The sequence below is a fragment of the Pseudomonas mandelii genome (assembly GCF_900106065.1).
Classification (GTDB): domain Bacteria; phylum Pseudomonadota; class Gammaproteobacteria; order Pseudomonadales; family Pseudomonadaceae; genus Aquipseudomonas; species Aquipseudomonas mandelii.
The window spans coordinates 4998295-5023683 of sequence record NZ_LT629796.1 but is presented as its reverse complement, the minus strand read 5'-3'; the positions used below and the strand labels follow the sequence as shown (position 1 = coordinate 5023683).

The 25389-nt window shown below is 59.4% G+C and carries 23 protein-coding genes; 11 read left to right on the top strand and 12 right to left on the bottom strand.

The genetic code is table 11. The features are described 5' to 3' along the window. Positions 1 to 27: 27 nt before the first annotated feature. Positions 28 to 468 carry a helix-turn-helix domain-containing protein gene (locus BLU63_RS23400; RefSeq protein WP_010455736.1) on the top strand — a complete coding sequence of 147 codons (441 nt, stop codon included), beginning with the start codon at positions 28 to 30 and terminating at the stop codon, positions 466 to 468. A gap of 55 nt (positions 469 to 523) precedes the next feature. Here the strand turns inward: BLU63_RS23400 and BLU63_RS23395 are convergent, their stop codons facing one another. Both BLU63_RS23395 and BLU63_RS23390 read right to left on the bottom strand, forming a co-directional pair. Next, the gene (locus BLU63_RS23395; protein WP_077748146.1) at positions 524 to 1348 is read right to left on the bottom strand and encodes an alpha/beta fold hydrolase; all 825 of its coding nucleotides are present in this window, start codon (positions 1346 to 1348) and stop codon (positions 524 to 526) included. A 32-nt stretch (positions 1349 to 1380) separates the two neighbouring features. Then, the gene (locus BLU63_RS23390) at positions 1381 to 1956 is read right to left on the bottom strand and encodes a flavodoxin family protein (protein WP_010455741.1); all 576 of its coding nucleotides are present in this window, start codon (positions 1954 to 1956) and stop codon (positions 1381 to 1383) included. Between the two features lie 429 nt (positions 1957 to 2385). Here BLU63_RS23390 and BLU63_RS23385 point away from each other — a divergent pair, with 429 nt between their 5' ends. Further along, entirely contained in the window at positions 2386 to 5238 is a 2853-nt protein-coding gene (locus BLU63_RS23385; RefSeq protein ID WP_083376364.1) for an ATP-binding protein, read from the top strand. Here the strand turns inward: BLU63_RS23385 and BLU63_RS23380 are convergent. Further along, on the bottom strand, positions 5203 to 6687 hold the full coding sequence (locus tag BLU63_RS23380; RefSeq protein ID WP_083376363.1) for an ATP-binding protein: 1485 nt from the start codon (positions 6685 to 6687) through the stop codon (positions 5203 to 5205). The genes BLU63_RS23385 and BLU63_RS23380 overlap by 36 nt on opposite strands. 185 nt (positions 6688 to 6872) lie before the next feature. After that, on the bottom strand, positions 6873 to 7823 hold the full coding sequence (locus BLU63_RS23375; RefSeq protein ID WP_042932737.1) for a GlxA family transcriptional regulator: 951 nt from the start codon (positions 7821 to 7823) through the stop codon (positions 6873 to 6875). A 341-nt stretch (positions 7824 to 8164) separates the two neighbouring features. Between BLU63_RS23375 and BLU63_RS23370 the strand changes: the two genes are divergently transcribed. Further along, positions 8165 to 8887, top strand: coding sequence for a pirin family protein (locus BLU63_RS23370; RefSeq protein ID WP_010455748.1), 723 nt, complete (start codon positions 8165 to 8167; stop codon positions 8885 to 8887). A gap of 195 nt (positions 8888 to 9082) precedes the next feature. On the opposite strand, the gene BLU63_RS23365 is transcribed toward BLU63_RS23370, so the two are convergent. Then, the gene (locus tag BLU63_RS23365; RefSeq protein WP_083376362.1) at positions 9083 to 9958 is read right to left on the bottom strand and encodes a LysR family transcriptional regulator; all 876 of its coding nucleotides are present in this window, start codon (positions 9956 to 9958) and stop codon (positions 9083 to 9085) included. 114 nt (positions 9959 to 10072) lie between these two features. Between BLU63_RS23365 and BLU63_RS23360 the strand changes: the two genes are divergently transcribed. Then, entirely contained in the window at positions 10073 to 11290 is a 1218-nt protein-coding gene (locus BLU63_RS23360; protein WP_083376361.1) for a YbfB/YjiJ family MFS transporter, read from the top strand. 138 nt (positions 11291 to 11428) lie between these two features. Next, on the top strand, positions 11429 to 12427 hold the full coding sequence (locus BLU63_RS23355; RefSeq protein ID WP_083376360.1) for an NAD(P)H-quinone oxidoreductase: 999 nt from the start codon (positions 11429 to 11431) through the stop codon (positions 12425 to 12427). On the opposite strand, the gene deoC is transcribed toward BLU63_RS23355, so the two are convergent. Next, the gene (gene deoC / locus BLU63_RS23350) at positions 12428 to 13111 is read right to left on the bottom strand and encodes a deoxyribose-phosphate aldolase (RefSeq protein WP_077748138.1); all 684 of its coding nucleotides are present in this window, start codon (positions 13109 to 13111) and stop codon (positions 12428 to 12430) included. It abuts the gene before it with no gap. 127 nt (positions 13112 to 13238) lie between these two features. Between deoC and deoR the strand changes: the two genes are divergently transcribed. Continuing rightward, complete coding sequence (gene deoR / locus BLU63_RS23345) at positions 13239 to 14003, top strand: DNA-binding transcriptional repressor DeoR (protein ID WP_083376359.1); 765 nt, start codon at positions 13239 to 13241, stop codon at positions 14001 to 14003. On the opposite strand, the gene BLU63_RS23340 is transcribed toward deoR, so the two are convergent. From BLU63_RS23340 to rbsK, 3 genes are read right to left on the bottom strand one after another with little or no spacing between them, the layout of a single operon-like run. Further along, positions 13996 to 15054, bottom strand: coding sequence for an aldose 1-epimerase family protein (locus BLU63_RS23340; protein ID WP_083376358.1), 1059 nt, complete (start codon positions 15052 to 15054; stop codon positions 13996 to 13998). The genes deoR and BLU63_RS23340 overlap by 8 nt on opposite strands. Continuing rightward, positions 15051 to 16382: an L-fucose:H+ symporter permease gene (gene fucP / locus BLU63_RS23335; RefSeq protein ID WP_010455761.1), complete on the bottom strand. Its 1332-nt coding sequence runs from the start codon at positions 16380 to 16382 to the stop codon at positions 15051 to 15053. Before fucP ends, BLU63_RS23340 begins: the two co-directional genes overlap by 4 nt. A 44-nt stretch (positions 16383 to 16426) precedes the next feature. After that, positions 16427 to 17353: a ribokinase gene (gene rbsK / locus BLU63_RS23330; RefSeq protein ID WP_083376357.1), complete on the bottom strand. Its 927-nt coding sequence runs from the start codon at positions 17351 to 17353 to the stop codon at positions 16427 to 16429. 336 nt (positions 17354 to 17689) lie between these two features. Here rbsK and BLU63_RS23325 point away from each other — a divergent pair, with 336 nt between their 5' ends. After that, on the top strand, positions 17690 to 18643 hold the full coding sequence (locus BLU63_RS23325; RefSeq protein ID WP_083376356.1) for an alpha/beta hydrolase: 954 nt from the start codon (positions 17690 to 17692) through the stop codon (positions 18641 to 18643). Here the strand turns inward: BLU63_RS23325 and BLU63_RS23320 are convergent. Both BLU63_RS23320 and BLU63_RS23315 read right to left on the bottom strand, forming a co-directional pair. Continuing rightward, entirely contained in the window at positions 18615 to 20429 is a 1815-nt protein-coding gene (locus BLU63_RS23320) for an ABC transporter ATP-binding protein (protein WP_083376355.1), read from the bottom strand. The genes BLU63_RS23325 and BLU63_RS23320 overlap by 29 nt on opposite strands. A 188-nt stretch (positions 20430 to 20617) precedes the next feature. After that, positions 20618 to 20977, bottom strand: a complete 360-nt coding sequence (locus tag BLU63_RS23315) for a DUF6124 family protein (protein ID WP_083376354.1) — start codon at positions 20975 to 20977, stop codon at positions 20618 to 20620. Positions 20978 to 21208: 231 nt separating this feature from the next. On the opposite strand from BLU63_RS23315, the gene BLU63_RS23310 reads away from it, so the two are divergent. Next, positions 21209 to 21685, top strand: coding sequence for a phage virion morphogenesis protein (locus BLU63_RS23310; protein ID WP_083376353.1), 477 nt, complete (start codon positions 21209 to 21211; stop codon positions 21683 to 21685). A gap of 87 nt (positions 21686 to 21772) precedes the next feature. Here BLU63_RS23310 and BLU63_RS23305 read toward each other — a convergent pair whose 3' ends face one another. Further along, a complete protein-coding gene (locus BLU63_RS23305; RefSeq protein ID WP_144443463.1) occupies positions 21773 to 22798 on the bottom strand; it encodes a putative phage abortive infection protein in 1026 nt (341 codons plus the stop codon). A gap of 323 nt (positions 22799 to 23121) precedes the next feature. On the opposite strand from BLU63_RS23305, the gene BLU63_RS23300 reads away from it, so the two are divergent. The 3 genes from BLU63_RS23300 (at position 23122) to BLU63_RS23290 (ending at position 25388) form a co-directional block, all read left to right on the top strand. After that, the gene (locus BLU63_RS23300) at positions 23122 to 23523 is read left to right on the top strand and encodes a hypothetical protein (protein WP_083376351.1); all 402 of its coding nucleotides are present in this window, start codon (positions 23122 to 23124) and stop codon (positions 23521 to 23523) included. A gap of 66 nt (positions 23524 to 23589) precedes the next feature. Beyond that, complete coding sequence (locus BLU63_RS23295) at positions 23590 to 24405, top strand: hypothetical protein (protein WP_083376350.1); 816 nt, start codon at positions 23590 to 23592, stop codon at positions 24403 to 24405. Next, positions 24324 to 25388, top strand: coding sequence for a hypothetical protein (locus tag BLU63_RS23290; RefSeq protein ID WP_144443462.1), 1065 nt, complete (start codon positions 24324 to 24326; stop codon positions 25386 to 25388). Before BLU63_RS23295 ends, BLU63_RS23290 begins: the two co-directional genes overlap by 82 nt. Position 25389: the final 1 nt, after the last annotated feature.

Below are 25389 nucleotides of genomic sequence, written 5' to 3'. Positions count from 1 at the left end.
TGAAGCTCACCGACACGGACATTTGTCATGGCCCATTCTCAGCAAAACGTCGCCCGTGCGGCAGTCGATGAAGCACCCAGAAAAGCCACCGGCGGCTTGACCCCATGGCGTGAAGAGCTGGCCAAGCAACTGATCCTCGAACGCCTGGGTGAAACCGTTGAAGTCACCGAACTGGCCCGCGCCTGTGCCCTGTCGCGCAGTCATTTTTCCCGAGCGTTCAAGTGCAGCACCGGGCTCTCGCCCCAGGACTGGATTCGTCATCAACGCATCGCCCGGGCCAAGCAATTGATCCAGAACACCGACATGACGCTGACGCAAATCAGCCTCGAATGCGGCTTCTGCGATCAGGCGCATTTCTGCCACATCTTCACCCGCAGCGAAGGCATCAACCCATTTGCGTGGCGTTGCCGTGCGGTGCGCACCCTTCCCCCACGTCGCGCCTGCACCGCTCAAACTCACGCGCTATAAAACCTGTTTTATCAGAGTGAAAACCGGCGCGGGTCCATGCCCGCGCCGGGGCACATCAACCCTTGAGAAACGCCAGCAGATCAGCATTGAGCTGATCCTTGTGGGTATCCGTCAAGCCGTGGGGCGCACCGGGGTAGACCTTCAGCTGCGAACCTTTCACCAGTTTTGCTGAGGCGATGCCCGCCGCTTCGAAGGGCACCACCTGGTCCGCGTCGCCGTGCACCACCAGCGTCGGGATGTCGAACTTCTTCAGGTCTTCGGTGAAGTCGGTTTCCGAGAACGCCTTGATGCAGTCGTAGGCGTTCTTGTGGCCGGCCATCATGCCTTGCATCCAGAACCAGTCGATCATGCCCTGGGACGGCTTGGCGTCCGGTTTGTTGAAGCCGAAGAACGGCCCGCTGGCGAGGTCGATGTACAGCTGCGAACGGTCGGCCAGAGATGCCTGGCGAATGCCGTCGAACACTTCGATCGGCAGGCCACCGGGGTTGGCTTCGGTCTTGAGCATCAGCGGCGGCACCGCGGAAATCAGCCCGGCCTTGGCCACGCGACCGGTGCCGTGGCGACCGATGTAGCGCGCCACCTCGCCGCCGCCGGTGGAGAAGCCGAACAGCACGGCGTCTTTGAGGTCGAGCAACTCGATCAACTGCGCCAGGTCATCGGCGTAGGTGTCCATGTCGTTGCCAGTCCACGGCTGGCTTGAGCGGCCATGACCACGACGGTCGTGGGCGATCACCCGGTAGCCTTTGGAGGCCAGGAAGATCATCTGCGACTCCCAGCTGTCGGCGTTCAACGGCCAGCCGTGGCTGAAAACGATGGGTTGGCCGGTGCCCCAGTCCTTGTAGTAAATCTCGGTGCCATCTCGGGTCGTGAACGTACTCATGCGATGTCTCCTTTGCGAGTGTTGGGGGTGTATCAAAGCGGTGATGGGTTCATTCGTTCAGCCAGCCGCGCCACCCGCTCGCCGAGGTGCGCGGCGGTGCAACGGTCTTCGGGAGGTGGGGCGAGGTCCGGGGTCTGTTCGACATTCGACTGGGCCATGGCGCCGAGCGAGCTGCCGAGGCGATTCATTTGCCCCTCGAAGGCGCCGGTGCTGGAGCGCGCCGGCAGCAGGTCGAGGCCGACCCAGATCATCGAGTGCTGCGCGGCGAATACCGCCATCTGCAGCAAGGTGTTGAGTTTGTCGCCGCACAGGCAGCCGGAATTGGTGAAGCCGGCGGCCAGTTTGTCGCGCCACGGCTGGGCGAGGTAGAACGCCGCCGTGGACTCCATGAAGCCTTTGAACTGCGCCGACGCGCTGCCCATGTAGGTCGGGGCGCCGAAGATGATGGCGTCGGCGCTGTGCAACCGGTCCCAGTGCTGGTCCACTTCATCGACCGGAACCAGCAGGCAGGTGCTGCCCACGTGCCGTTCCACCCCCTGGGCCACGGCTTCGGCCATGACCCGGGTGTGCCCGTAGCCACTGTGATAGACCACCACCACGTTGCTCATCCCGGTGTCCTCATGACAAGTTGATCCCTTTGCTACATGCCCCACTCGCCAGCCCGGCACAATTCCCTGTGGGAGCGAGCCTGCTCGCGATGGCGGCGGCACATTCAACATCGATGCAAGCTGACCCACCGCTATCGCGAGCTGGCTCGCGCCTACAAGACCAGCGGGTGTTGAAGCAGCAGAGTTTTGGGCGTAGACCAGACGCAGGACGAGTTAAACGTTGTTAATTTTCGTTGGCGCGCCAAAAGCCTCAACAGCGGCTTTGCCAAGGTTGCCCCTCAATAAATGCGGCGCCTGCCAGGGACGCCAGGTACAGGCAGTCGCAGCGGACACCCGACAGTCAGGCGAACACCTCGTTGCGTTGCCGGAAAAACCTGAGGAATATGCTCGGAAACCGCGTACCAGACGGCTGCAAGCAGGAGCGACACGTTGACCCTTTCCCCAGAACAGGCCATCCATTTCGGCCCCTACCGGATCTATCCCGGACAACGCCTGGTGCTGGAGGCCGACCAGCCCCTGCGCCTGGGCCGGCGCGCCATGGATATTCTGCTGATCCTGCTGGAGCACGCCCCAAACGTGGTCAGCAAACAGCAACTGATCGCCGGGGTATGGCCCAAAAGCGTCGTCGAAGACATCAACCTGCGCGTGCACATGGCGGCGCTGCGCAAAGCCCTCGGCGACGGCCAGGCCGGCCAGCGCTATATCGTCACTGTCGCCCAGCGCGGCTACAGTTTTGTCGCGCCCTTCTCCCTCGAGTCCATCGAGCAGCACCCTGCGAGCGAAAGCCTCCAGCCGAGCGCCCATAACCTGCCGATCCGCCGGACGCGCATGATCGGTCGTCAATCACTGGTCGAAAACCTGGTCACTCAGCTGTCACGCCAGCGCTTCATCACCCTCGTCGGCCCCGGAGGCATCGGCAAGACCACCGTGGCGCTGCGCGTCGCCGAACTGTTGATCGGCCGCTACCGGGACGGTATTCGCCTGCTGGACCTGGCGCCGCTCAGCGATCCGAGCATGATCAGCGCCCAGTTGGCGACGCTGCTGGATTTGTCCCTGCACGATGCCGAATCTACAAACGGACTGGCCACGTTCCTGCGCGAGCGGCGGATGCTGCTGGTGATCGACAACTGCGAGCACCTGCTCGACGCGGTCGCGCTGCTCTGCGAAAGCATCCTGCGCGCCGCGCCGCACGTGCACATCCTGGCCACCAGCCGCGAGAGCCTGCGGGCCGAAGGTGAGTTCGTCCAGCGTCTCGAATCGCTTGATTGCCCACCCCCCATCGCGGTGCTGGACCGCACCCAGGCGCTGACCTTTTCCGCATTGCAACTGTTCGTCGAGCGGGCCATGGCCAGCCAGGACAGTTTCGAGCTGAGCGATGACGACCTGCCGTTATTGATTGACATCTGCCACCGCCTGGACGGCATTCCGCTGGCCATCGAACTGGCGGCGGCGCAAGTCAGCCACTTTGGCCTGAGCGGGTTGCTGACGCAGTTGCAAGGCAGTTTTCGCCTGCTCACCCAAGGCTGTCCGTCGACGCTGGGCCGGCACCAGACCCTGCGCGCCACGCTCGACTGGAGTTTCGAACTGCTCAACGCCTGCGAGCAAACCTGCCTGCGCCGACTGGGGGTGTTCAGGGGCGGTTTTACGCTAGAGTCGGCCGCGGCGGTGATCGTCGGCGAACACATCGAGCCCGGCGAGGTGTTCGGCTCGATCACGCAACTGGTGGCCAAGTCGTTGCTGAACGTGGAAGTGGGCGACGAAGAAGTGTTCTACCGCTTGCTCGACACCACCCGCAGCTACGCACTGGAAAAACTCGACCAGACCCTGGACCTGCCGGACACCCGAAAGCGCCACGCCGAACGCTGCCTGGCCTTGATGCATCAGGCTCAAACTGACTGGGAGCTGATTTCCACGGGCCTGTGGATCGAGCGTTACGCCCGCAGTCTGGATGACATTCGTTCGGCCCTCGACTGGGGCTTTAACGCCCAAGGTTCGCAGGCGCTGGCGATCCGGCTGACTGCGACGTCGACGCCGCTGTGGCAGGAGTTGTCGCTGCTCAAGGAACATGGCGTTTACGTGCGCAAGGCGCTGGCCTTGCTGGAGGCGGCGCCCGAGCCCTGTCCTCACCTGCAAATGACCCTCAAGCTCGCCCTCGGCAGTTCCTGCTACCACACCCAGGGCGGCACGGCCGAAACCATTGCCGCGTTCGTCAGCGCCAGAACCCTGGCCAGGCACAACAACGACGTGGCCGGTCAACTGCGGGCGGTGTCCGGGCACATGGCGGTCAATCTCAGTTGCGGCCACTACCAAATGGCGCTGGAGCAGAGCCAGCTGTTCGACCGCCTGGGCGCCCAGGGTGACCCCGTGCTGTCGCTGAGCACGCACCGCCTGCGGGTCCTGGCCCTGCACTTTGCCGGCAATCAGCAACTGGCCCGGGTGAATGCCGAACAGGTCATCCAGCGCATGGCCCAGAGCGGGCACCTCAACCGCTTCACCCACGGCTTTGGCGTGCAATACGATCAGAGCGTGGCCGCCCTGACGATTCTGGCGCGCATCCTCTGGTTGCAAGGTCAGCCGGAGCAGGCGTGGCGCACCGCCCGCCAGGCGCTGGACATCGCGCTCCAGATCAACCACGGCACCTCCATTTGCTACACCCTGGCGCTGGCCGGCTGCCTGATCGCCCACTACAACGGCGACAGTACAACCGCACGCAAACTGTTACGGCTGCTACTGGAACAGGCGCAGAAACATTCGGTGCTGCTGTTTCACACGTGGGCGCAACACTACGCGCAGGTGATCGACCAGGCTGGAGCACCGTCGGCGCCACCGCCGGGTGCCGGGCTGATCAAGGAAATCATGGTCACGCTGGACGCCACGTTCGTCGATGACGCCTTGTGGCAACGGGCCGATACCGCGGCAGCGGGCTGGAGCACGGCGGAGATATTGCGGGCCAGGGCTGATGCGTTGCTGACTGAAGAAAATGCGCAAGCAGTGGATGACCCGAGTGAACGCGTTCGCGAGCAGGCTCACTCCCACAAAAGCGAGATGGCGGAGGAGGTATTGCTGCGAGCGTTGAATGTGGCCAGGCATCAGGGCGCCCTGGCCTGGGAGCTGCGCAGCGCCACCTCGCTGGCGCAATTGTGGCAGCGCCAGGGTCGACATCAGCAGGCTCATGAACTGCTGACGCCGATCTACAATCGGTTCACCGAAGGCTTTGCCACCCCGGACCTGAGCAAAGTCCGTCGGCTACTCGACGAGCTGCATGGGCACCTGAACGCCTGAGACCCAGCGTGCCCGGCTGATGTAATGCGAGTAGCGCTGTTCGAACGTACGCAGGTGGCCGCTGTGTTCGAGTTTCTCCAGGGCATAGGTGCGCGTGGTATTGAGCAAGCGGTACCGCGTGGTGCCGTTGACCTGATCCATCGACAGCAGCGACTTGGCGACCAACCGCTGTACCAGCGTCGCCAGTTGATCGGGTTTGAGCAGCTCGCAACTGCTGACGCCAATCGCCGCCTCCAGGGTGAAGGACATCTTGAACACCGAGAGGCGCTGCAACACGGTTTGCTCCCCCTGGTTCAGCCGTTCATAGCTCCAGTCCAGCGCAGCCTTGAGGGTTTGATGCCGGGGCACGGCCGTGCGTCGCCCCTGAGTCAGCAGTTGAAAACAGTTATCCAGCTGAGCCTGCAAGCCGACCAATGCCAACGCATCGATCTGCGCCGCTGCCAGTTCAATGGCCAGCGGCAAACCGTCAAGTCGTCGACAGATCTCACGCACTGCCTTGAGGTCCTGTTCGCGCAAGGCAAACCCTTGTTGACGGGCTCGGGCGCGACTGACGAACAACTGCACCGCCGAGTAGCCCATGGACTCGGCTACGCTGTGCGACGCCGACGCGGGCGGCACCGCCAACGACGGCAAGCGCTGGACTGTTTCCCCCGCCGCCATCAGCGGTTCACGACTGGTGACGAGAATCGACAGCCGAGGCGCCGACGCCAGCAAATCGTCGACCAATGCCCGGCAGCGTTCCAACAGGTGTTCGCAGTTGTCGAGCACCAGCAACATATGCCGATTCGCCAACACGTCCAGGGTTGTGCCGACCTCCAGTTCCAGGGTTTGTGTCAGGTGATCCACCACGCGTGCGGGATCATCGAGCACCGCGAAATCCACCAGCCAAACGCCATCTTTATAGTGCTGCAACAGCAGTTCGGCCACGCGGAGCGCCACGGTGGTTTTGCCGATGCCAGCGGGGCCGACCAAGGTCATGAGCCGCCGAACCGGTAATTGCCGGACCAGGCTGCCGACCATCGAGTCCCGTCCGGTCACGGGTGTGAGCCGCGCAGGCAGGTTGTGTTGATGTTTTTGCGCGGTCTCGATCGAGACCAAGGTGGTCGCCGGCACCGACTCCACCGGGGCGACAAAGCTGTAGCCGCGCTGGGGAACGTTGACGATGTAGCGCTCCCCGTTCTGCCCGTCGCCAAGCGCCCGGCGCAGCGCAGCAATATGCACGCGCAGGTTGATTTCTTCGACCACGGACGTCGGCCAGACGTGGGCAATCAACTCGTCCTTGCTGACCACATGGCCGGCGCGCTCAACCAGCACCTGGAGGATATCCAGGGCGCGACCGCCCATGCGCAGCGGCCGATCACCGTCCAGGATCAGCCGTTGCCGCTGGTGAAAGGCGTAGGGGCCGAACCGCAGCACCGTATCGCTGTTTAAATCTCTGAAGCTGTTCATGCACGTTTGCGTGCTGAAAACCTGGCCCGGCTCACAGTGCAGAAATATCGATCGCACCCACCTTCCAGGCTCCCGCACCTCCATTGCAAAGAGTTCACGGCTATCTTGGCAGGCCTCGGTGACGGTACAACTGCCATGGGGGGAGCGTCACGGCCATTGCGGTGCGCACAACGGCCAAGAACGCTCTAGCTGAACTGTTCGCGGTATTGCGTCGGGGTCAGACCGAGCTTTTCAGCGAACAGGAAGCGCATATGACGCACGCTGCCAAAGCCACTTTTGAAGGCCACGGTCTTGAGTGGCAGATCGCTGGTTTCCAGCAGATTCCTGGCGCAATCGATGCGCGCGCTTTGCAGAAACTCCATGGGCGTCATGTTCACGTCCCGGGCAAACATCCGGGCGAAGTGCCGCGTGCTCATGTTCGCCAGGCCGGCCATGCGTTCGATGCTGAAGGCTTCGTCGAGGTGTTCGAGCACGTGATTCTGCACGCGGGTGATCGGCGTTTCCTGCGGCGCGACAGTGGCCATCAACGGACTGAATTGCGCTTGCCCGCCCTGGCGTTTCATCACCACCAGCAACACCTTGGCCACGTCCTGGGCGACTTTCTTGCCGTGGTCTTTGGCGACCACCGCCAGTGCCAGGTCAATACCGGCAGTGACGCCGCCGGAGGTGATGAGGTTGCGGTCCTGCACGTAAATCTGATCGGTCTCCACCGTCGCCTTGGGGAACCCTTTGATCAGCCGTTCGGTGTAATGCCAGTGGGTGGTGACGCGATAACCGTCCAGCAAACCGGCATGCCCCAACACGAACGCGCCGGTGCAGATCGAGCCGTAGCGCCCGGCGCGATCGACAGCGGCTTTGAGCCAACACAGCAACGGCGGATGTTTTTCGTTGTACGCGCCCGGGCCGCCCGGCACCAGCAGCAGGTCATAGGCTTGATCGGCCTGATCGATGTGCAGATCGGCCTGCACGCTGACGCCGTTGGAGGCCCGCAGCGCGCCATGCTCGGTGCCGATGGTCGCCAGTTCATAACGGTCATCTGCTGCCAGGTATCGATTGGCGATGGAAAACACTTCCATGGGCCCGGCCATGTCGAGCAGCAGAAAGTCCGGAAACAACACCATAGCCACGGTTTTCATGGGTTCACAGTCACTGAAGTCAAAAGAAGGTCCCTCTAACAAACACCAATCCCCTGTAGGAGTGAGCCTGCTCGCGATAGCGGTGTGTCAGTCAGCATAAATATTGAATGTAATGACGCTTTCGCGGGCAAGCCTCGCTCCTACAGGGTTCTTGCCAGGCATTGCTGTGCATTATGGCTAATGTCCGGCGCCAGCGTCGGAGGAAAATGCCTGAATGCCCGTTCATTACTGTCAACCACAAAGCGACAGTATTTCAATTTCCATCTACTTATTGCACCAGCCAGTAACCATTAACCTTCTCCTCACTCGGACGAATCAACGTCCCCACAGGAGATTTCATCATGCTGACCCTTCGCAAAGCCTCGGATCGCGGCGCCGCCAATCATGGTTGGTTGAAGTCGTTCCACACCTTTTCCTTCGCCAATTACCGCAACCCGAAAGAGCAGGGTTTTTCTGACCTGTTGGTGATCAACGATGACCGTGTGGCGGCCGGTAAAGGCTTCGGCCAGCACCCGCACCGCGACATGGAGATTTTCTCCTACGTGCTCGAAGGTGCTTTGGAACACAAGGACACCCTGGGCACCGGTTCGGTGATCCGTCCTGGCGATGTGCAATTGATGAGCGCCGGCAGCGGTGTGGCCCACAGCGAGTACAACCACTCGGCCACGCGGCCGGTGCACTTTCTGCAAATCTGGATCGTGCCGGACGTCAGCGGCGCCAAACCGCGTTATCAGCAAGAGCACTTCAGCACCCAGAAAAAACGTGGGCGCCTGCAACTGATCATCTCCCCCGACGGGGCCAAGGGTTCGCTGAAGGTGCGTCAGGACGCACGGGTGTATGCCGCGCTGATCGACGGCAAGGAAAGCGCCACACTGGAACTGGCCGCCAACCGCTACGCCTATGTGCACGTGGCCCGTGGCAGCGTCGAACTCAATGGCGTGCAGCTGCAAGAAGGTGATGGCGTGCGGGTTCGTGATGAGCAGGTGCTGGCGTTGAGCAACGGTGTGGATGCCGAAGTGCTGGTGTTTGACCTGCGCCCGCAAGAACTGCCGGAAATGCCATGACCGTGACTGACCTGGGGGCTTCTGTGTCCCCAGGCTTTTACCAGCCAATCACATCATCTGTGGCGAGGGAACTTGCTCCCGTTGGACTGCGAAGCAGTCCCCTTCTCTTTAGATAGATAGGGGGCCGCTCCGCAGCCCAGCGGGAGCAAGCTCCCTCGCCACAAGGGTTGTGTGAGTCCTTCGATTAGCGACAACTTACTCGCCGGTACCGGAAAACACCGCGACAATTTCATCGATGACCGCCCGGACCCTGGCCGTGTGCCGCAGGTCCGCGTGGGTCACCAGCCAGACGTCAAAGGGCACCGGTCGCGTGCGCTCCGGCCATAACCTGACCAGCCCGTCCCTCTCCCCCATGTACACCGGAATTTCCCCGACCCCGAGCCCCGCCGCGATGGATCGGCGCACCAGCAGACTGGAACTCAGACTCGCCACAATCCGCCCGCGCCCCAGCGGTTCGGAGACCAGGGTCATGTCTTTATTGCCTTGCAGGTACGGCTGATACACCACCAGGTCGTGCCCTTCGAACGCCGAGCCCGGCGTTGGCACGCCATGGGCATCTACGTAATGCTGAGAAGCAAACAAACCCACCGGCCAGCGTGCGATGCGACGGGCTATCAGGTCCGGGTTGTCCGGCCGGGTGTTGCGCACGGCGATGTCGGCTTCACGTTTGGCCAAGCTGAGAATCTGCGTGGAGGCGTCCAGTTGCACGCGCACGTCGGGGTGCTGTTCATGTAAGTGGGCAATGGCCGGGATCAGAAAATCGATGGCCAGGGAATCGGTGGTGCTGACCCGCACCAGCCCGGTCAGTCGATCGTCGAGCCCCTGAATCCGACGCTCCAGTTCCAGTGCCGAATGCTCCATTTTTTCCACGGCCGTCAACGCCGCCTCCCCCACCGCTGTCAGCGCATAGCCTTCAGAGGTGCGCAGAAACAGCGTCGCACTCAGCGACTTCTCCAGCGCCGTGATCCGTCGACCGACCGTGGCCTGATCGACCCCCAGCACCCGCGCCGCGCCCCGCAGCGTCGACTCTCGGCACACCGCCAGAAACACCCGTGCGTCATCCCAATTCATACGGCTCCCCCACTGAAGCAAATTTGCATCACCATAGCGCAAACTCGCTGCGTTATTACATCAACCGATCGGGATAGCCTGAAGGCCAGCGTAAAACTTTCTCAGGACCTTCCCATGCACAGCACATCGACTACCCCGCGCAGCGCGATCTGGCTGCCGATCTTCGCCGGCCTCAGCGCCAGCCTGGTGAGCATCGGCCTGGCGCGGTTTGCCTACACGCCGCTGATTCCCTCATTGATCCAGGCGCACTGGTTTTCCGCCAGCGACGTGGTGTACCTCGGCGCCGCCAACCTCGTGGGTTACCTGATCGGTGCGCTGATCGGCCGGCCAGTGGCCAACCGCACGTCGAACAAAACCGCGTTACGCCTGATGATGCTGGCCGTGACCTTGTCGTTTTTCGCCTGCGGTTTTCCATTGTCGGTGAGCTGGTTCTTCGGCTGGCGATTGCTGTCGGGGGTTGCCGGTGGCGCAATCATGGTGTTGGTGGCCGCGACGGTATTGCCCCATGTGCCGGCGTCCCGCCGAGGTCTGGCCAGCGGTGCGATTTTCCTCGGCATCGGCCTGGGCATCGCCGGCTCGGGGACGATTGTGCCGCCGCTGCTGAGCCTTGGCTTGCAGCAAACCTGGTTTGGCCTGGGGCTGCTGTCACTGTTTCTGACTGCCACGAGTTGGTTCGGTTGGCCGAAAGAGGCGCATCATCAAGCCGCTGCGGTGTCGATCGAGAAAACCACCACACCAACCGCCCCGGGGGTGTACCTGCTGTTCGCTCAATACGCCTTCATGGCCGCCGGGCTGGTGCCGGCCATGGTGTTTTTGGTGGATTACGTGGCCCGCGGCCTCGGCGCCGGCCCGCACATCGGCGCGCTGATCTGGGTGATGTACGGACTGGGCGCGATCATCGGGCCGGTGAGTTACGGTTTTCTGGCCGATCAACTGGGCGCAAAGCTGAGCATCCGCCTGGTGCTGGTGGTGCAGGCGATTGCCGTTGGCCTGCTGTCGATTTCCAGTTCGTTTACGGCGCTGGCCGTGCTGGCCGTGATCCTCGGTTCGTTCCCGCCGGGCATCGTTCCACTGGCGCTGGCGCGGGTGCATGAACTGCTGCCGAACCATCACCAGCAGCAGATTGCCTGGAGCCGTGCGACGGTTTCATTCGCCACCTTCCAGGCGATTGCCGGGTTTGCGTATTCGGCGCTGTTCAATGCCAGCGGCGGGCAGCATGGGTTGTTGTTTGTGATTGCGGCGGGCGCGATTGTGATTGCACTGTTGCTGGAACAGGCCATGCGTTTGCTGAACAGACCCACTGTAGGAGTGAGCCTGCTCGCGAAGACGTAGGCAGATCCTGCAGCAATGTGACTGATATACCGCTATCGCGAGCAGGCTCGCTCCTACAGGGGGTCGGTGGTTTGGACTGAATTATTGGTTCACTGATGCGATCCCATTTACAGACGACTTTCTCCACAGGACTCCAACATGACTTTGCCCCACACCATGACCCTGATTGAAATCACCGAGCCCGGCGGCCCCGAGGTGTTGAAGCCGCGCCAGGAACCGGTGCCCACGGTCGGCGCAGGCGAAGTGCTGATCCGTGTGCACGCCGCCGGGGTCAACCGTCCCGATGTGATTCAACGCGCTGGCAAGTACCCGATGAAACCCGGCATGAGCCCGATTCCCGGGCTGGAAGTGGCCGGTGAAGTGGTGGCCGTCGGCACCGGCGTCAGCGAATTCATCGTCGGCGACAACGTCTGTGCGCTGACCAATGGCGGTGGCTATGCGCAATATTGCGTTGCACCGGCCAGCCAGACGCTGCCGATCCCTGAGGGCATGGATTGGGTGCACGCAGCGGCCGTCCCGGAAACCTTCTTCACGGTGTGGGCCAACCTGTTCGACATGGGCGGCGCCAGCAAAGGCCAGCGCGCGTTGATTCACGGCGGCACCAGCGGCATCGGCACCACGGCGCTGATGCTCTGTCGCGAATTCGGCGTCAAGGCGTTCGCCACGGCGGGCAGTGAGGAAAAGTGTGCGGCGATCCGCAAGCTGGGCGCCGAGGCGATCAACTACCGTGACCAGGATTTCGTCCAGGTCATCGCGGAAAAAACCGCCGGCAAAGGCGTCAACGTGATCCTCGACATCATGGGCGGCTCGTACCTGAATCAGAACATCGCGGCACTGGGCATGGAGGGTCGCCTGGTGATGCTCGGCTTCCTCGGCGGCGCCCGCGCCAACGATGTCGACCTGATGGCGATCATGGGCAAACGCGCGACGATCACCGGCTCGCTGATGCGCTCGCGCACCCGTGAAGAAAAAGCCTCGATCGCCGAACAGCTGCGCGAGTACGTGTGGCCGGTACTGGCTGCCGGGCGTTGCCTGCCGATGATCGACAAGGTTTACCCGTACACCGAGGCCGCGCAGGCCCATGCACGGATGGAAGCCGGCGATCACATTGGCAAGATTGTGTTGCAGGTGGACTGATCAGTAACCCTCGCCAGCCGCCAATGCGCCGCCGATGATCGCGATGCCCGAGCTGGTGCCCAGTCGCGTAGCGCCGGCTTCGATCATCGCCAGGGCGGTCGGGTAATCGCGCACGCCACCAGAGGCCTTGACGCCGATGTCGGGGCCGACGGTGCGACGCATCAGCGCAACGTCTTCCACGGTGGCGCCGCTGCGGCTGAAACCGGTCGAAGTCTTGACGAACGCGACCTTCAGTTCACGACAAATCTCGCAAGCCTTCACCTTTTCGGCATCGGTGAGCAGGCAGTTTTCCAGGATGACTTTCAGCGGCACCTGGCCGCACGCCTGCAACACCTGGGCGATGTCGTCGCGCACCTGATCAAACAAGCCGTCCTTTAACCAGCCTATGTTCAACACCATGTCGACTTCCCCGGCCCCGGCGGCAATCGCCCGCTCGGCTTCGAAGGCCTTGGTGTCGCTCAGGCCGGCGCCCAGCGGGAAGCCGACCACCGCGCAGATATTCACGCGCTGCCCTTCAAGGCACTGAGCCGCATGAGGGACTTGACCCGAATTCACGCACACCGAATAGAAGCCGTGTTCGGCAGCTTCGCGGCACAACGCAGCGATTTGCTCGCGGGAAGCATCAGGCGCCAGCAAGGTATGATCGATGTACTGCGCCAGCGCTTGGGGTTCGAGGTGTGCCATCGCAAAAACTCCTGTTTGTATATTCAAATGCCCCTGCGCCACAATCGAGGGTGATTCGCGCAAAAACGTTACAAAACTCACAAATAATGTTACTTAAATAACATCAACAATCAACCCCGGAATGCCTGTGGACAGTAAAAAAGCCGAGCGTCTCAAGCTGATTCAACAAGCCCTGCAAGACCAGAGCGCCATTCATCTGCGCGAGATGGCGGCATTGCTGGACGTGTCCGAGATGACCCTGCGCCGCGACCTCAACAAATACACCGACCACCTGCGCCTGCTCGGTGGCTACATCACCAGAATCCACGATGGCAACGAGCCCGGCGATTACCGCGTGGCCGAGCAGGACACCCGCCACGTCGAAGAAAAACGCCGTATCGGCAAACTCGCCGCCGGGTTTATCCAGCCGGGCGACACGGTGTTCTTCGACTGCGGCACCACCACGCCTTTCGTGATCGATTTCATTCCCGACGAGCTCGAGTTCACCGCGGTGTGCAACTCCCTGAACGTGCTGACCAAACTGTCGCAAAAACCCAACTGCCACATCGTGGTGTGCGGCGGCACGTTCCATCGCAAGAACCAGGTGTTCGAGAACACCCGCGAAACCGGCATCCTCGACAGCGTGCGCCTGACCTGGGCCTTCGTTTCCGCCGCCGGCATCAGCCAGGACTTCGGCGTGACCTGCTTCAATTTCAATGAAGTGGAGGTCAAGCAGAAGGTCCTGCGCCAGGCGCAACAGCGGCTGCTGCTGGCTGACCACAGCAAGTTCGACACGGTACGTACCGCGCATTTCGCCAACCTCGGGGATTTCCAGTTCGTGGTCAGCGACAAGAAAATCCCCAAGGCCTACCGCGACGCCATCACCGCCAGCGGCGCGCAGTTGATCATCTGATCAAGGCCTGTTGTTCCGCTGCACTCAGGTAACCGGTGGTGACGCAAAAATCCGCCGTCGCCCCTGCCGCCAGCGAACGCACATGGCCCTTGGCGGACTCGGCGCGATAGCCTTCCGGCTCGCAAGTGGACGGCAGCACAAACGCTGCCACTTGCTGATCGGGGTTGTGCAGGATCCAGCGCGCGGCGTGGTCGAATTGGTCTGGACGGTAGCGGGTGTAGAACGCCGCACCGTCGGGATGGCTCAGCAGAAAATGCGCATGACCGCTGTCGTCCGCCCGCACGCCGTCGAAGAAAAACACGATCTCAGGGTCGTAGAGCCTCGGCTGATCCAGGCAGGTGAACTGCTCCGGGTCTTTGGCCAGCACCTGCATGTATTCAGTCCAGGCCGGCGTCGGTTTGACGTGGGCCGGCACGCTGCTGCGCAAGCGCACGCGCTCGACACCCAAGGGCTCGATGAAGCGGGCGCCGTCGACATAGGCGTAATTCATGTGCGCCATGTACATCAGGTCCATCGGCTTGCCCGCCAGATTGGTCACCTGCATGGCGATGTCGAACAGCCCGGAATCAGCGCGCAACGTCACGCTGGGCGTGGCCAGGTATCGGTCTCCAAACCCTTGCGCATATTCATACTCGCCGCCGAGTCGCAGGAAACCGCCAGCGCTGTCTTCACCGACCTCCAGCCAGGCACGATCCATCGCCGCGCAAGGCATTTCGCCGTGCAGCGGATGATCGTCCTCGGGGCTCGGGCAACCGTTGCGCAACAGGCCACTGTGAAACATGAAACAGCCGTAAGTGCCGATCACCGTCGGGCTCGGCCGGGGCTGGCTGAACAGGTTGCTCATGGTCAGGTCGCAACCGTCGAACACGGCGGACCAGATCATCTGCCCCAGATACGGCAACACCACCAGACGGCCGCGACTGTTGGCCAACTCCAGCGCCAGAACACCACTGGGGTAAACCGAGGAACTGACCGTGAACGCCTCCGACTCCAGCAAAGTTTTGCGCGCCTCGCCGAACTGCGACGGCTGCAGGTTGATCCGTGTGTTCATGAAGTCACCACCGCACCCACTGGCCTCCGTTCGCTGTCGGAATGACGCAGGCAACGCACCGCGTACATCACGATCACGATGAAACACAGCAACGGCACGCTGTACGCCAGTTGCATGTTGCCGCCGCTGTAATCGGACAGCAGACCCTGGAAGATCGGGATCACCCCGCCACCGACAATGCTCATCACCAGCAGCGAACCGCCGACGCCGGTGTCTTCGCCCAGGCCGTCAATGGTCAAGCCGTAGATGGTCGGCCAGCAGGGACCGAGGAATACGCTGACGCCAACGGCGGCGTACACCGCCGTGATGTTCGGCACCAGGATCGTATACGCCAGCAACACAATGCACAGCACGCCATACACCGCCAACACCTTGGCCGGGTGCAGTTTGCGCATCAGCACGTTGGCGATCAGCTTGCCGACAAAATAGGCGGCGAAGGTGGTCAGCAAAAACCACGACGCGCTGCGTTCGTTCATGCCGCCCAACTGCATCGCCAGGCGAATGGTGAAACTCCAGACACCGACCTGGGCGCCGACATACAGAAACTGCGCCAGCACGCCAAAGGTGAAGCGCTTGTTGCGCCACAGTCGCGACAGGCTCTGGCCGAGACTGGCGGATTTCTTGCTGGCCACCTGATTGCCCTTGCACTTCGGAAACCGGGTGATGGCGATCAGGATGAACATCAGCACCAGCACCGCGATCATCCATTTGTACGGCAGCAAGGTGGACTGGATCATTTGCAGTTGCTGGACCGCCGCGTCCGAAGCGCTCATTTGCGTGAGCTGCTCGCGGGTGGCGTCGGTGTCCTTGAACATCACGAAGCTGCCGACGTAGACCCCGGCCATCGCGCCGAACGGATGGAAGGTCTGGGAGATATTCAGGCGACGGGTGCCGGTTTCACGCGGGCCCATCAGCGTCGAATAGGTGTTGCACGCGGTTTCCAGAAACGACAGCCCCGCCGCGATCACAAACAGCGCCAGCAGGAACATGCCGTACTTGGCGGTCGACGCTGCCGGGAAGAACAGCAGGCAACCGAACATGTAGAGCATCAAGCCGATGAGGATGGTGGTCTTGTAACTGAAACGGCGGACCACCAGCGCGGCCGGAATCGCCACGAAGAAATAGCCCAGGTAAAACGCCGATTGCACGAACGCGGTCTGGAAATCGCTGAGCAGAAAGGCCTTCTTGAAATGCGCGATGAGCACGTCGTTCATGCTCGCGGCGGCCGCCCACAGCGCGAAGATGCTGCACAGCAAAATGAAGGCGAACCAGGGCGTGCGGTTCAGGTAGAAACCATCGGCCGTCTGTTGGAGCGGAGGCTTTGTCATTGTTGTTCTCCGTGGTGAGTGGTGAGGGGTGAATCAGCTCGATTTCAAGCGCCGAGCTGGCGCTGGAATTCAGCGAATGCAGTGGCGTCCGGGTAGGAGGTCTGGGTGCCCAGGCCGGTGACCGAGCAGGCGGAATACGCCACGGCCTGGGTCATGGCGGCGCGGATGTCGCGGTCGCGGCTCCAGTGATGAATGAAGCAACCGATGAAGGCATCCCCTGCGCCGGTGGTGTCGCGCGCGGCAACCGACAGGCCGGGAATCTGGAACTCGCCTTCCTCGCCGACGTACAGCGCGCCTTGCTGGCCGAGGGTCACGATGACGTGGCGAATGCCGTCGGCGACCAAGGTCTGGGCGGCTTTATGGGCCGACGCCGGGGAGTCCACGACCTGGCCGGTGATCAGCGCCAGCTCGGATTCGTTGGGCACCAGGAAATCCAGGTGCGCCAAATGCTCACGGCTCAGGCCGGACAACGCTGGCGCCGGGTTGAGCAAGACTGGAATGTTGTGCGCGCGGCCGAATTCGATGGCGTGGTAAGCGGTGTCGACATTGATTTCCAGCTGCAGAACGATCAGCGAGCACTCGCGCAACGCCTGGGCCGCCGCGTCGATATCCGCCGGAACCAGGTGCGCGTTGGCGCCTTTGACGATGAGGATGCTGTTGTGCGAGTCGGCCTGGACGAAGATCGGCGCCACACCGCTGGACACGCCGGGCACGCGTTGCACGTAACGGGTGTCGATACCAAAACGCTGGAAATTGGCCAGGGTGTTGTCGGCAAACATGTCATCGCCGACCTTGGTGAGCATCAGCACATCCGCCCCGAGCTTCGCCGCGGCAACCGCCTGATTGGCGCCCTTGCCGCCGCACCCGAGGGCAAACCCCGGCGCTTCGAGCGTCTCACCCTGGGCCGGCATGCGGTCGATGTAGGTGATCAGATCCACCATATTGCTGCCGATGACTGCGATCTTGCTCATTGCTATCCCACCTTGATCCGGCTTGCCAGACTGATGCTGGACGTTGTTGTTTTGTTATTTAAATAACATTTTGTGTGATTATTCAATCTTTTTGTTGAGCGTGGTTTGAGGCAAAGACGAATGGCTTTGCGAGATGCGTGGGCAGAAGGGACGTCATCGCGAGCAGGCTCGCTTACACATTGGAATGCGTTCCCCTGTAGGAGTGAGCCTGCTCGCGATGGGGCCCTACGCATCACCGACTGATCCGGGCCCTTGATACGACTGTCGAATTTATCCCCACCTCCCCCACGCATCTGTTAAAACCCGAACTTTCCTTTTCACCCTCAGGCCGCCTGCATGTTTTCAAACCTGAAGAGCCGCATAAGCCGCCGCTGGTTGCCCTGGCTGTGCATGGCCACGCTGGTCGTCGGCTTGCCCGTCGGGTGCGGCGCACTTAAATACAAAGAGCGTGAGCTGTTGTTCCGCATCGAGCCGGGCACCGCCGGCTGGTATCGCGGTTTGCCAACAGACGTCCAGGAATTCGATATCAAGCCTGCCAGCTTCAAGGCCGGGCAAAACCTGCATGCCTGGTGGTGGCCGGCCGCGCGTCGCGATGCACCGTCGATCCTGTATTTGCATGGCGTGCGCTGGAACCTGACGGGCCAGGCGTTCCGCATCGAGCAGTTGCGGGCGATGGGTTATTCGGTGCTGGCCATCGACTACCGCGGCTTCGGCCAGAGCAAGGGGGACCTGCCGTCGGAAGCCAGTGTCTACGAGGACGCCCGCGTCGCCTGGGAGCGCTTCAAGACGATGCAACCGGACGCCAACAAGCGCCTGATCTATGGCCATTCACTGGGCGGCGCGGTGGCCATCGACCTCGCGGCAGACCTGGCGGCGCAGGCGAAAAAAAAACGCAACCCGATACCGGTGCGCGGTCTGGTGATCGAGTCCACGTTCACCTCGCTAGGCGATGCCGTGGCGCAGGTGGCCGACAGCAACCTGCCGGTGAAATGGTTGCCGGTGCGCTGGCTGCTGTCGCAGAAATTCGATTCCATCGACAAGATCGTCGACATCGACATGCCGCTCCTGGTGGTGCATGGCCTGGCCGACCCGTTCATGCCCTCGCGGTTCAGCCAGCAGCTGTTCAACGCCGCCAGCGAACCCAAGCGTCTGCTGTTGATCCCCGGCGGCACGCACAACAACAGCATGAGCCGGGGTGGCAGCCAATACCGCCAGGCACTCGAAGGCCTGATGAAAGCAAAACCACCGCAGATCGCCGGGCCTAGCGGTAACCCTGGGCTTGCAGGTTGAACAACTGCGCATAACGCCCGCCCGCCTCCACCAGACTGCCGTGATCGCCACGCTCAAGGATCGCCCCCTGATCCAGCACGATGATGTGGTCGGCGTTGCGCACGCTGGAAAATCGGTGCGAGATCAGCAGCGTCATGCGGCCTTCGGTGTGCTGGCTGAAATGCTCGAACACCGCCGCTTCCGCTGCCGGGTCGAGTGCCGAGGTCGGCTCGTCCAGAATCAGGATGTCGGCGTTACGGCGCATGTAAGCGCGGGACAAGGCAATCTTCTGCCACTGCCCCCCGGACAACTCCTGGCCACCGGCAAACCAGCGGCCCAGTTGAGTGGCGTAGCCTCGATCCAGCCCCTCGATGAACGGCGCGGCCATGCCTTCGGTGGCCGCTTCTTTCCAGCGTTGCTCATCGTTGAACGCCAGCGTGTCGCCGACGCCGATGTTCTCGCCGACGGAAAACTGATAGCGGATGTAATCCTGAAAAATCACGCCGATGCGCCGGCGTAGCGCGTCTTCTTCCCAGGCCTGCAAATCGCTGCCGTCGAGCAGAATGCGCCCGTGATCGGGGCGATACAGACGGGCCAGCAACTTGATCAGCGTGGTCTTGCCCGAACCGTTCTCCCCCACCAGCGCCAGGCTGTGCCCCGGCACCAGGTGCAAGTCGATGCCTTCAAGGGCCGCGCGGCTCGCCCCCGGATAACGAAAACCAACGTTCTCGAATCGCAAACCATCGCCGGGCACGGCGCCCACCGTGAGATGCCCAGCATCGGCCACCACCGGCTCGGCGAGGTATTCGTAGAGGCTCGACAGGTAAAGCCCATCCTCGTAGAGGCCGCTGATGGCGCTCAAACTGTTGCTCACCGCCGTTTGCCCCTGCTTGAACAGCACCAGGTACATGGTCATCTGCCCGAGGCTGATCTGGCCGTGGACGGTATCGACCACCACCCACGCATAGGCCAGGTAAAACGCCCCCGTGCCGAGCAACCCCAGCACAAATCCCCAGCCATCGCGGCGCAACGTCAGCCGCCGGTCTTCGGCATACAGGCGAGCAAACGTCTCGCGATAGCGCTTCAACAGCAGCGGCGCGAAGCCGAACAGCTTGACCTCTTTGATGTAGCCCTCGTGGGAGAGCAGCGTCTCGATGTAGTTCTGCTGCCGACTTTCCGGCGCCCGCCGCGTGAACAGCCGGAACGCATCCCCGGAAAAATGCGCCTCGGCGAAAAACACCGGCAATGCGCCGACCACCAGCAACACCAGCGCCCAGGGCGAAAAATGCACCAGCAACACGCCGAAGCTGATCAACACGATCAGGTTCTGGACCAGCCCCAGCGACTTCATCACCAACGCCAAAGGCCGGGTCGACGCTTCGCGCCGCACCCGCACCAACTTGTCGTAAAACTCGGAATTCTCGAACTGCACCAGCGACAACGTCTGGGCCTTCTCCAGAATCATCGTGTTGACCTTCTGCCCCAACTGCACCCGCAACAACGACTGCTGAACCGACAACGCCCGCTGCGTCCCGGACAACAACGCCAGCACGCCCGCCTCGAACAACACGTAACGCACCACCGGCCACAACGGCGCACTGCCCTGCTGCGCGTGCAATTGCATGGCGAAAACCACTGCGTCAACGATGCGCTGGCCCAGCCACGCGGCCAGCGCCGGAAGGACACCGGCGATCAGGGTCGCCAGCACGAGGCCGAGAAACAGCCCGCGAGAAGTGCCCCAGACCAGGAGCAAGGCGCGCCGGGCCTGGTCGAGTAATGAGGTGAAACGGGAAAGTGCCGCAGGCATGGATTGATGAACTCGGCAAAGGAAGTCGCTGAACACTACAAAGACGTCATGGTACTTCAGCCAGAAATCCCACAGGCGAGAAACACCTGTGGCGAGGGCGCTTGCTCCCGCTGGGTCGCGCAGCGGCCCCAAAAAAGGCACCGCTGCACACCCCAACATCAGTTGCCACTCACCCCGACAAACCGCACCTACTTGGACAGATCAATCCTATCCAATACCCGGTTCGCCGTAATCTCCGCCATCATGATGCTGTTGGAAATACCCAGCAGCGCATAACGCGACTCACCCTCCAGATGATCCACCAACTGATGGACCATCACATCGACCGAGGCCAGCGTCTCGACCAGATACACCGCCAGCGTTTCGGCCGTGGCTTCGGGGTCCACGGAAAACAGGCTGCTGCGTATTCGCGGGGTGGCTTTGATGTCGGCATTCGACGGGAAGTGGAAATCGAGTGCCCGCTCGGCGGCTTCGTTGAGCTTCTTTGAATCAGGTTCGTAGGGAGAGACCGGATCGGTGTCCGGTGGGTTGGGTGTTACCTTGAACATTGGCTCTAACCTCATCTAAGAGTGAGGCTGCAACCCGTTTCAATCACGCCCCCGGCACTGGCCTGGCCGAGGCCCTAAAACACAAGCTGACAAACTCGCTAAATTGAAGGGAACGCAGCAGCCCACACAAAACCTGTGGCGAGGGGGCTTGCCCCCGTTGGGCTGCGCAGCAGACCCAAAACTCAGCCATACCCATTTTCTCTGACACACCCAAGATCGAGCAGGCCCGCCATGTTCACCATCGAACTAGAACATCACCACCTACAACAAACCCTAAACAAAGTGGAATGGGCCATCGGTGACCTCGCGCCACTCATGCGCGGCATCGCCGCCGAACTCGCCAGCCAAACCGAACAAAACTTTGAAAATGAAGGTCGTCCAGAATGGACCGAACTGTCCGACACCACCACCAAGCGGCGGTCAAAAAACGGCAATTGGCCCGGTCAGATCCTACAAGTCAGCGCTGCCGGACTGGCCGCCTCAATCACCACACACGCCACCGACAGCTCAGCCCTGGTTGGCAGTAACAAACCCCATGCGGCCATGATGCAGTTCGGTGGGGAGCAGGTAAACTTTCCGCATCTGTGGGGCGACATCCCAGGTCGGCCGTACTTGCCTATGGATGCGGCAGGCAACCTACAATCGGAAGCCAACGAGGTCATCTTAGAGTTAGCACTAAACCACTTAAGGAAAGCAGCTCGTCCTTAACGGCCAGCAGATCATGCGGCACATGAACGTCACCCCCGTAAACACACGTAAATACTTTCACGTATTATTTTGGGGGGGCTTACCGATTCAGGTAACCATATTTCTCCTGATCGTAGATGCATTACGTGATACTAACTCGCTTTTAACCTTCATCAATGTACCCATATCAATTCTCTCTAAGCCCAAGAAAGCGACATCACTAAAACTTCTAGACATGTAACGCTTCCACCCACCAAAATAACCTCTCCCTAGGGGCTTTAATAGAGAATAAATTTCGGCGTAATATTTCAGATCCGCCCCATAGGGACCAAGACAACTTATTTGTATCAGAGCCATTTCCGACTCACTAAGCTGCGCCCGTACAATATTTGTATATCTTCTCTTTCGAAGATAATCTGTATAAAATCTTTTTTGGTTCGACAATAAAGACTCGACGCCTCTATCCTCCATTGGTACATCTTGATTGGTGTCAATCATTTTCATTATCCAGTATAGATTTCGAAAATAATGACCAGTTGCACTAACCCACTCCTGGCAAAAAGCATCAATTTCGCTCTGTATGCTTTCATCCGTCACGAGATCTGGATATGCAATACCTCCCTTATAGGCGTTAGTTTCTTTAAAGCTTTTCACAATCATGTCAATCGCTTCTCGCCCTTCTCGAGGTTTACTTAGCGGGCCGGTATATTTAATATCCCTAAGTATCTTTGCGTGCACGTCCAGCATTCCAAATAAGGTAGACTCAAACATCTGTCTAGAATATACAGCTGTTTGCTGTCTCTGCTCTTGCGTCGCCGTTTTAGCCTCTTGCTGGGCAGCTCTCATCTCGGTCCGCTGTAAAGCCATGGTTTTCAATACCGCCATTAATGCTAGAAAGCTTAATAAGGGATTCAAAAAACCACCAGCAAAATCACCCAACTGCCCCCAATAGCTAGCCGTATCGTGATTTACCACCGCTATTTTAGGGATGTTAACGCCACGAAAAAAATGTAGATAAAGAACGCCAAACACAATACTGCAAACGGTTATAGCGAACAGAGCCACTCCAACAAAAAATAGGTTTCTCTTCACATATTCCCAAAATTTCTTAAAGACACTGTCACGTGCCCACATTACTTTCCAAACCCACATAGTCGCCCCATGAAATCCACAAAGAAATATTCTTCCGATCCTACTTATTCGAGCTGCAACATCGGTAAGTCTAACTGGTTGAATGATGGCATATAGCCAACAGATGGGGCAATATTTAGTTAACTAGCAGGAAGCCATGTGTATTGCTGGGCGGAGATCGATGATCACGAGTTTTTTTGCAAGCTTCCAGTAAGCACCAACCCAATCATTGGGTGGGTACTGGCGCGGCGCTGTCTAGAAAGCTCGAAAAAATGCTGAAAAGGCTCTATAAAACGAGCTCACGCGCATACACAAGGAGATTCACCATGCCAGTTGAAGGTTTCCGCTCAGAATGGTTCACCATCGGAAAGCATCGTGTTCATCTGGAGGCTCGAGCAAGCTTCCCCGATGAAGACCACAAATTTATAGCGACCGTGGCCGCCAAAACCATCGACCACCACAGTACACAGGCCCGTCTGGTCAGAGTTTATTTCGATGACAAGGCATGCATTTATGCTGTCGACATAGCCACGACGGAAGAAGCGGACAAGGCATTGGAATCGCGAATTACCGAAATTCTGCAATCCATCTTTAATACAGGTAACTACTACTGTGACGTTGCCGTGGTCGAGAAAGGTGATGAGTCATCCGATCATTACCACCATATGGAACACCTGAGTGTGGCCGTCGGTATCGCAACTGATCGTTGGGCCAAGGCGCCAAAGTAGTACTCTCTTTTTAAGCGGCTCGGAATGGGCCGCTTTTTTTCACGTCGAACAGAGGGATTACGCCAAATGAATCGTTCCATGAACAAAATGGAGGAGGAAGTAGTTTATCTACTCGCCGTGATTGAGCTGATCCGCTCAATGGTCAACTACGAAATCATGATGGTTGTAGGAGAGGTAGATGAGCAAAGTATCCAATTCAAATCAATGACCCACAAGCAGTTTTTTTCCATCGCGCTGGTAGACTTTTTATCGCAGACCGACACGAAAGCACCTGTACCGTCAACCTCCTATCTAGGAGCATTAAGAGCTATCAGCGCCAAGCCTAGCTTCAACGTAAACGGCTCAGTGCAGTGTCTCAAGGATGCAGTAATTGCTTTCACAGAATGGTTACGTACAGAAATTGATGTAGACGCCTGGCTGGGATCTATATCGCTGCAAGTAAAAATCCGTATTCCTAGATACCTGGTACTTAAGATTGACGGCAACATATCCAAGCACAACACTTTACGCTCTGTCGGTGTCGCTGAAGAATTACAGCGCCTCCTAAAAAAAGCTGATAAACCGGTCGAACTGTACGAAGCGATGCTTGCGCAGAAAGACATTTATGACATCTTTCACGATGACATCAGTGCTTATCATGCCAGCACAATTGCCGAGTTTTTGAATAACGTTCATTGGGGGATTCAGCGTTATCTCAAGCCCGAGTTCGCTCGCAGCTTCGCACCTGAGGGAGGTGACTCACCCTTTTATAGATTCCTGCCGCCTGATCAGCTTGAGCATCCTTACGCCAAAACGTGCTATTGGAGCTTAATGAATCAGATACGCTCCGAGCCAATATTCAAACCCTTTACCGTTACTCGTCATCTCAAAGGGAATTACTAAATAAACTTGCGACGGCTTTTCAATCGGGATGCAGGCCGATCATATCTAGAGAAGGAGAAACAAATGAATCAGTACAAAGGAGCAGTTTTTTTGTAGATATCTTAGGGATCGGCGCACTGACCAGAAAAAAGGTAAATCTCACGCCAGATGACTATATCGCGTGGGGTATTAAAGATACTTCAAAGCGTAATGAGCATATGTTCTGCGCAAAATTGCTTGTCAAATTTCGCTCTTGCTTGGGGGAAGTTGCAGAAAAGCACGAACTAGTCAGTGTCGCTCAGCTATCAGACTGTGCATTCATTTGGGCTGAAGACGCCGCTGCTGTGGCAATAGCAGCACAAGATATGATGTGTCGTTCAATATCCGCAGGCGTTTTTTGTCGCGGTGGGATTGCTTATGGCGAGATCGTAGAGCCAGACAAAGTAGCGAATTCACTCGGACAGTTCGTCCTTGGGGAGGCTGCGACTATGGCTGTGGGGTTCGAGGAAATGGGTAAAGGCTGTCGAATTTTTACGGACTCAGATTTGGCCGGTTTTCTATTAAGTAAACAGACGTCAATCGCTCGATTCCCTGTAGGTACATTCGCAGAATTGAGGAATCCATTGAGTGGTGAAATTGTCGATGAATTTTGCTGGTACCTCCAGAACATGCCCGGAAAGGCCCCAGTGGACAAAGAAGCAAAACACCTAGCATTGCTTGAGCTGATGTCGTTGCTGATGTACTCCCCTCGATTTAACTGGAATGCTTCTTCTGAAGTCGGAAAAATGCAGCTGGCGTGCAGTATTGCCAGCATATCGGCCGCTACACGCGAATTTTTGCCTTCATCAGACACCGTGTTCAATGTCGAATATCTGATGGTTAGTCTGGGCAAAAGATCTGTAGCGCGTCAAGAGAAAGCATTTAAGCTTTGGGGCGATGAGGCAAAGAAAGCGTTTGATCACAAACAAAGAAATAAGCCCACTGAAATCGCCGACACTCTTTAAA

Bases quoted from the DNA above. Each gene is read 5' to 3' on its own strand.
- BLU63_RS23400 (WP_010455736.1), top strand. From the start codon at position 28: ATGGCCCATTCTCAGCAAAACGTCGCCCGTGCGGCAGTCGATGAAGCA.
- BLU63_RS23370 (WP_010455748.1), top strand. From the start codon at position 8,165: ATGCTGACCCTTCGCAAAGCCTCGGATCGCGGCGCCGCCAATCATGGT.
- BLU63_RS23355 (WP_083376360.1), top strand. From the start codon at position 11,429: ATGACTTTGCCCCACACCATGACCCTGATTGAAATCACCGAGCCCGGC.
- BLU63_RS23295 (WP_083376350.1), top strand. From the start codon at position 23,590: ATGAATCGTTCCATGAACAAAATGGAGGAGGAAGTAGTTTATCTACTC.
- BLU63_RS23305 (WP_144443463.1), bottom strand. From the start codon at position 22,798: ATGTGGGCACGTGACAGTGTCTTTAAGAAATTTTGGGAATATGTGAAG.
- BLU63_RS23300 (WP_083376351.1), top strand. From the start codon at position 23,122: ATGCCAGTTGAAGGTTTCCGCTCAGAATGGTTCACCATCGGAAAGCAT.
- rbsK (WP_083376357.1), bottom strand. From the start codon at position 17,353: ATGAGCAAGATCGCAGTCATCGGCAGCAATATGGTGGATCTGATCACC.
- deoC (WP_077748138.1), bottom strand. From the start codon at position 13,111: ATGGCACACCTCGAACCCCAAGCGCTGGCGCAGTACATCGATCATACC.
- BLU63_RS23320 (WP_083376355.1), bottom strand. From the start codon at position 20,429: ATGCCTGCGGCACTTTCCCGTTTCACCTCATTACTCGACCAGGCCCGG.
- BLU63_RS23395 (WP_077748146.1), bottom strand. From the start codon at position 1,348: ATGAGTACGTTCACGACCCGAGATGGCACCGAGATTTACTACAAGGAC.
- BLU63_RS23360 (WP_083376361.1), top strand. From the start codon at position 10,073: ATGCACAGCACATCGACTACCCCGCGCAGCGCGATCTGGCTGCCGATC.
- BLU63_RS23380 (WP_083376363.1), bottom strand. From the start codon at position 6,687: ATGAACAGCTTCAGAGATTTAAACAGCGATACGGTGCTGCGGTTCGGC.
- BLU63_RS23340 (WP_083376358.1), bottom strand. From the start codon at position 15,054: ATGAACACACGGATCAACCTGCAGCCGTCGCAGTTCGGCGAGGCGCGC.
- BLU63_RS23375 (WP_042932737.1), bottom strand. From the start codon at position 7,823: ATGAAAACCGTGGCTATGGTGTTGTTTCCGGACTTTCTGCTGCTCGAC.
- BLU63_RS23365 (WP_083376362.1), bottom strand. From the start codon at position 9,958: ATGAATTGGGATGACGCACGGGTGTTTCTGGCGGTGTGCCGAGAGTCG.
- fucP (WP_010455761.1), bottom strand. From the start codon at position 16,382: ATGACAAAGCCTCCGCTCCAACAGACGGCCGATGGTTTCTACCTGAAC.
- BLU63_RS23315 (WP_083376354.1), bottom strand. From the start codon at position 20,977: ATGTTCAAGGTAACACCCAACCCACCGGACACCGATCCGGTCTCTCCC.
- BLU63_RS23310 (WP_083376353.1), top strand. From the start codon at position 21,209: ATGTTCACCATCGAACTAGAACATCACCACCTACAACAAACCCTAAAC.
- BLU63_RS23325 (WP_083376356.1), top strand. From the start codon at position 17,690: ATGTTTTCAAACCTGAAGAGCCGCATAAGCCGCCGCTGGTTGCCCTGG.
- BLU63_RS23390 (WP_010455741.1), bottom strand. From the start codon at position 1,956: ATGAGCAACGTGGTGGTGGTCTATCACAGTGGCTACGGGCACACCCGG.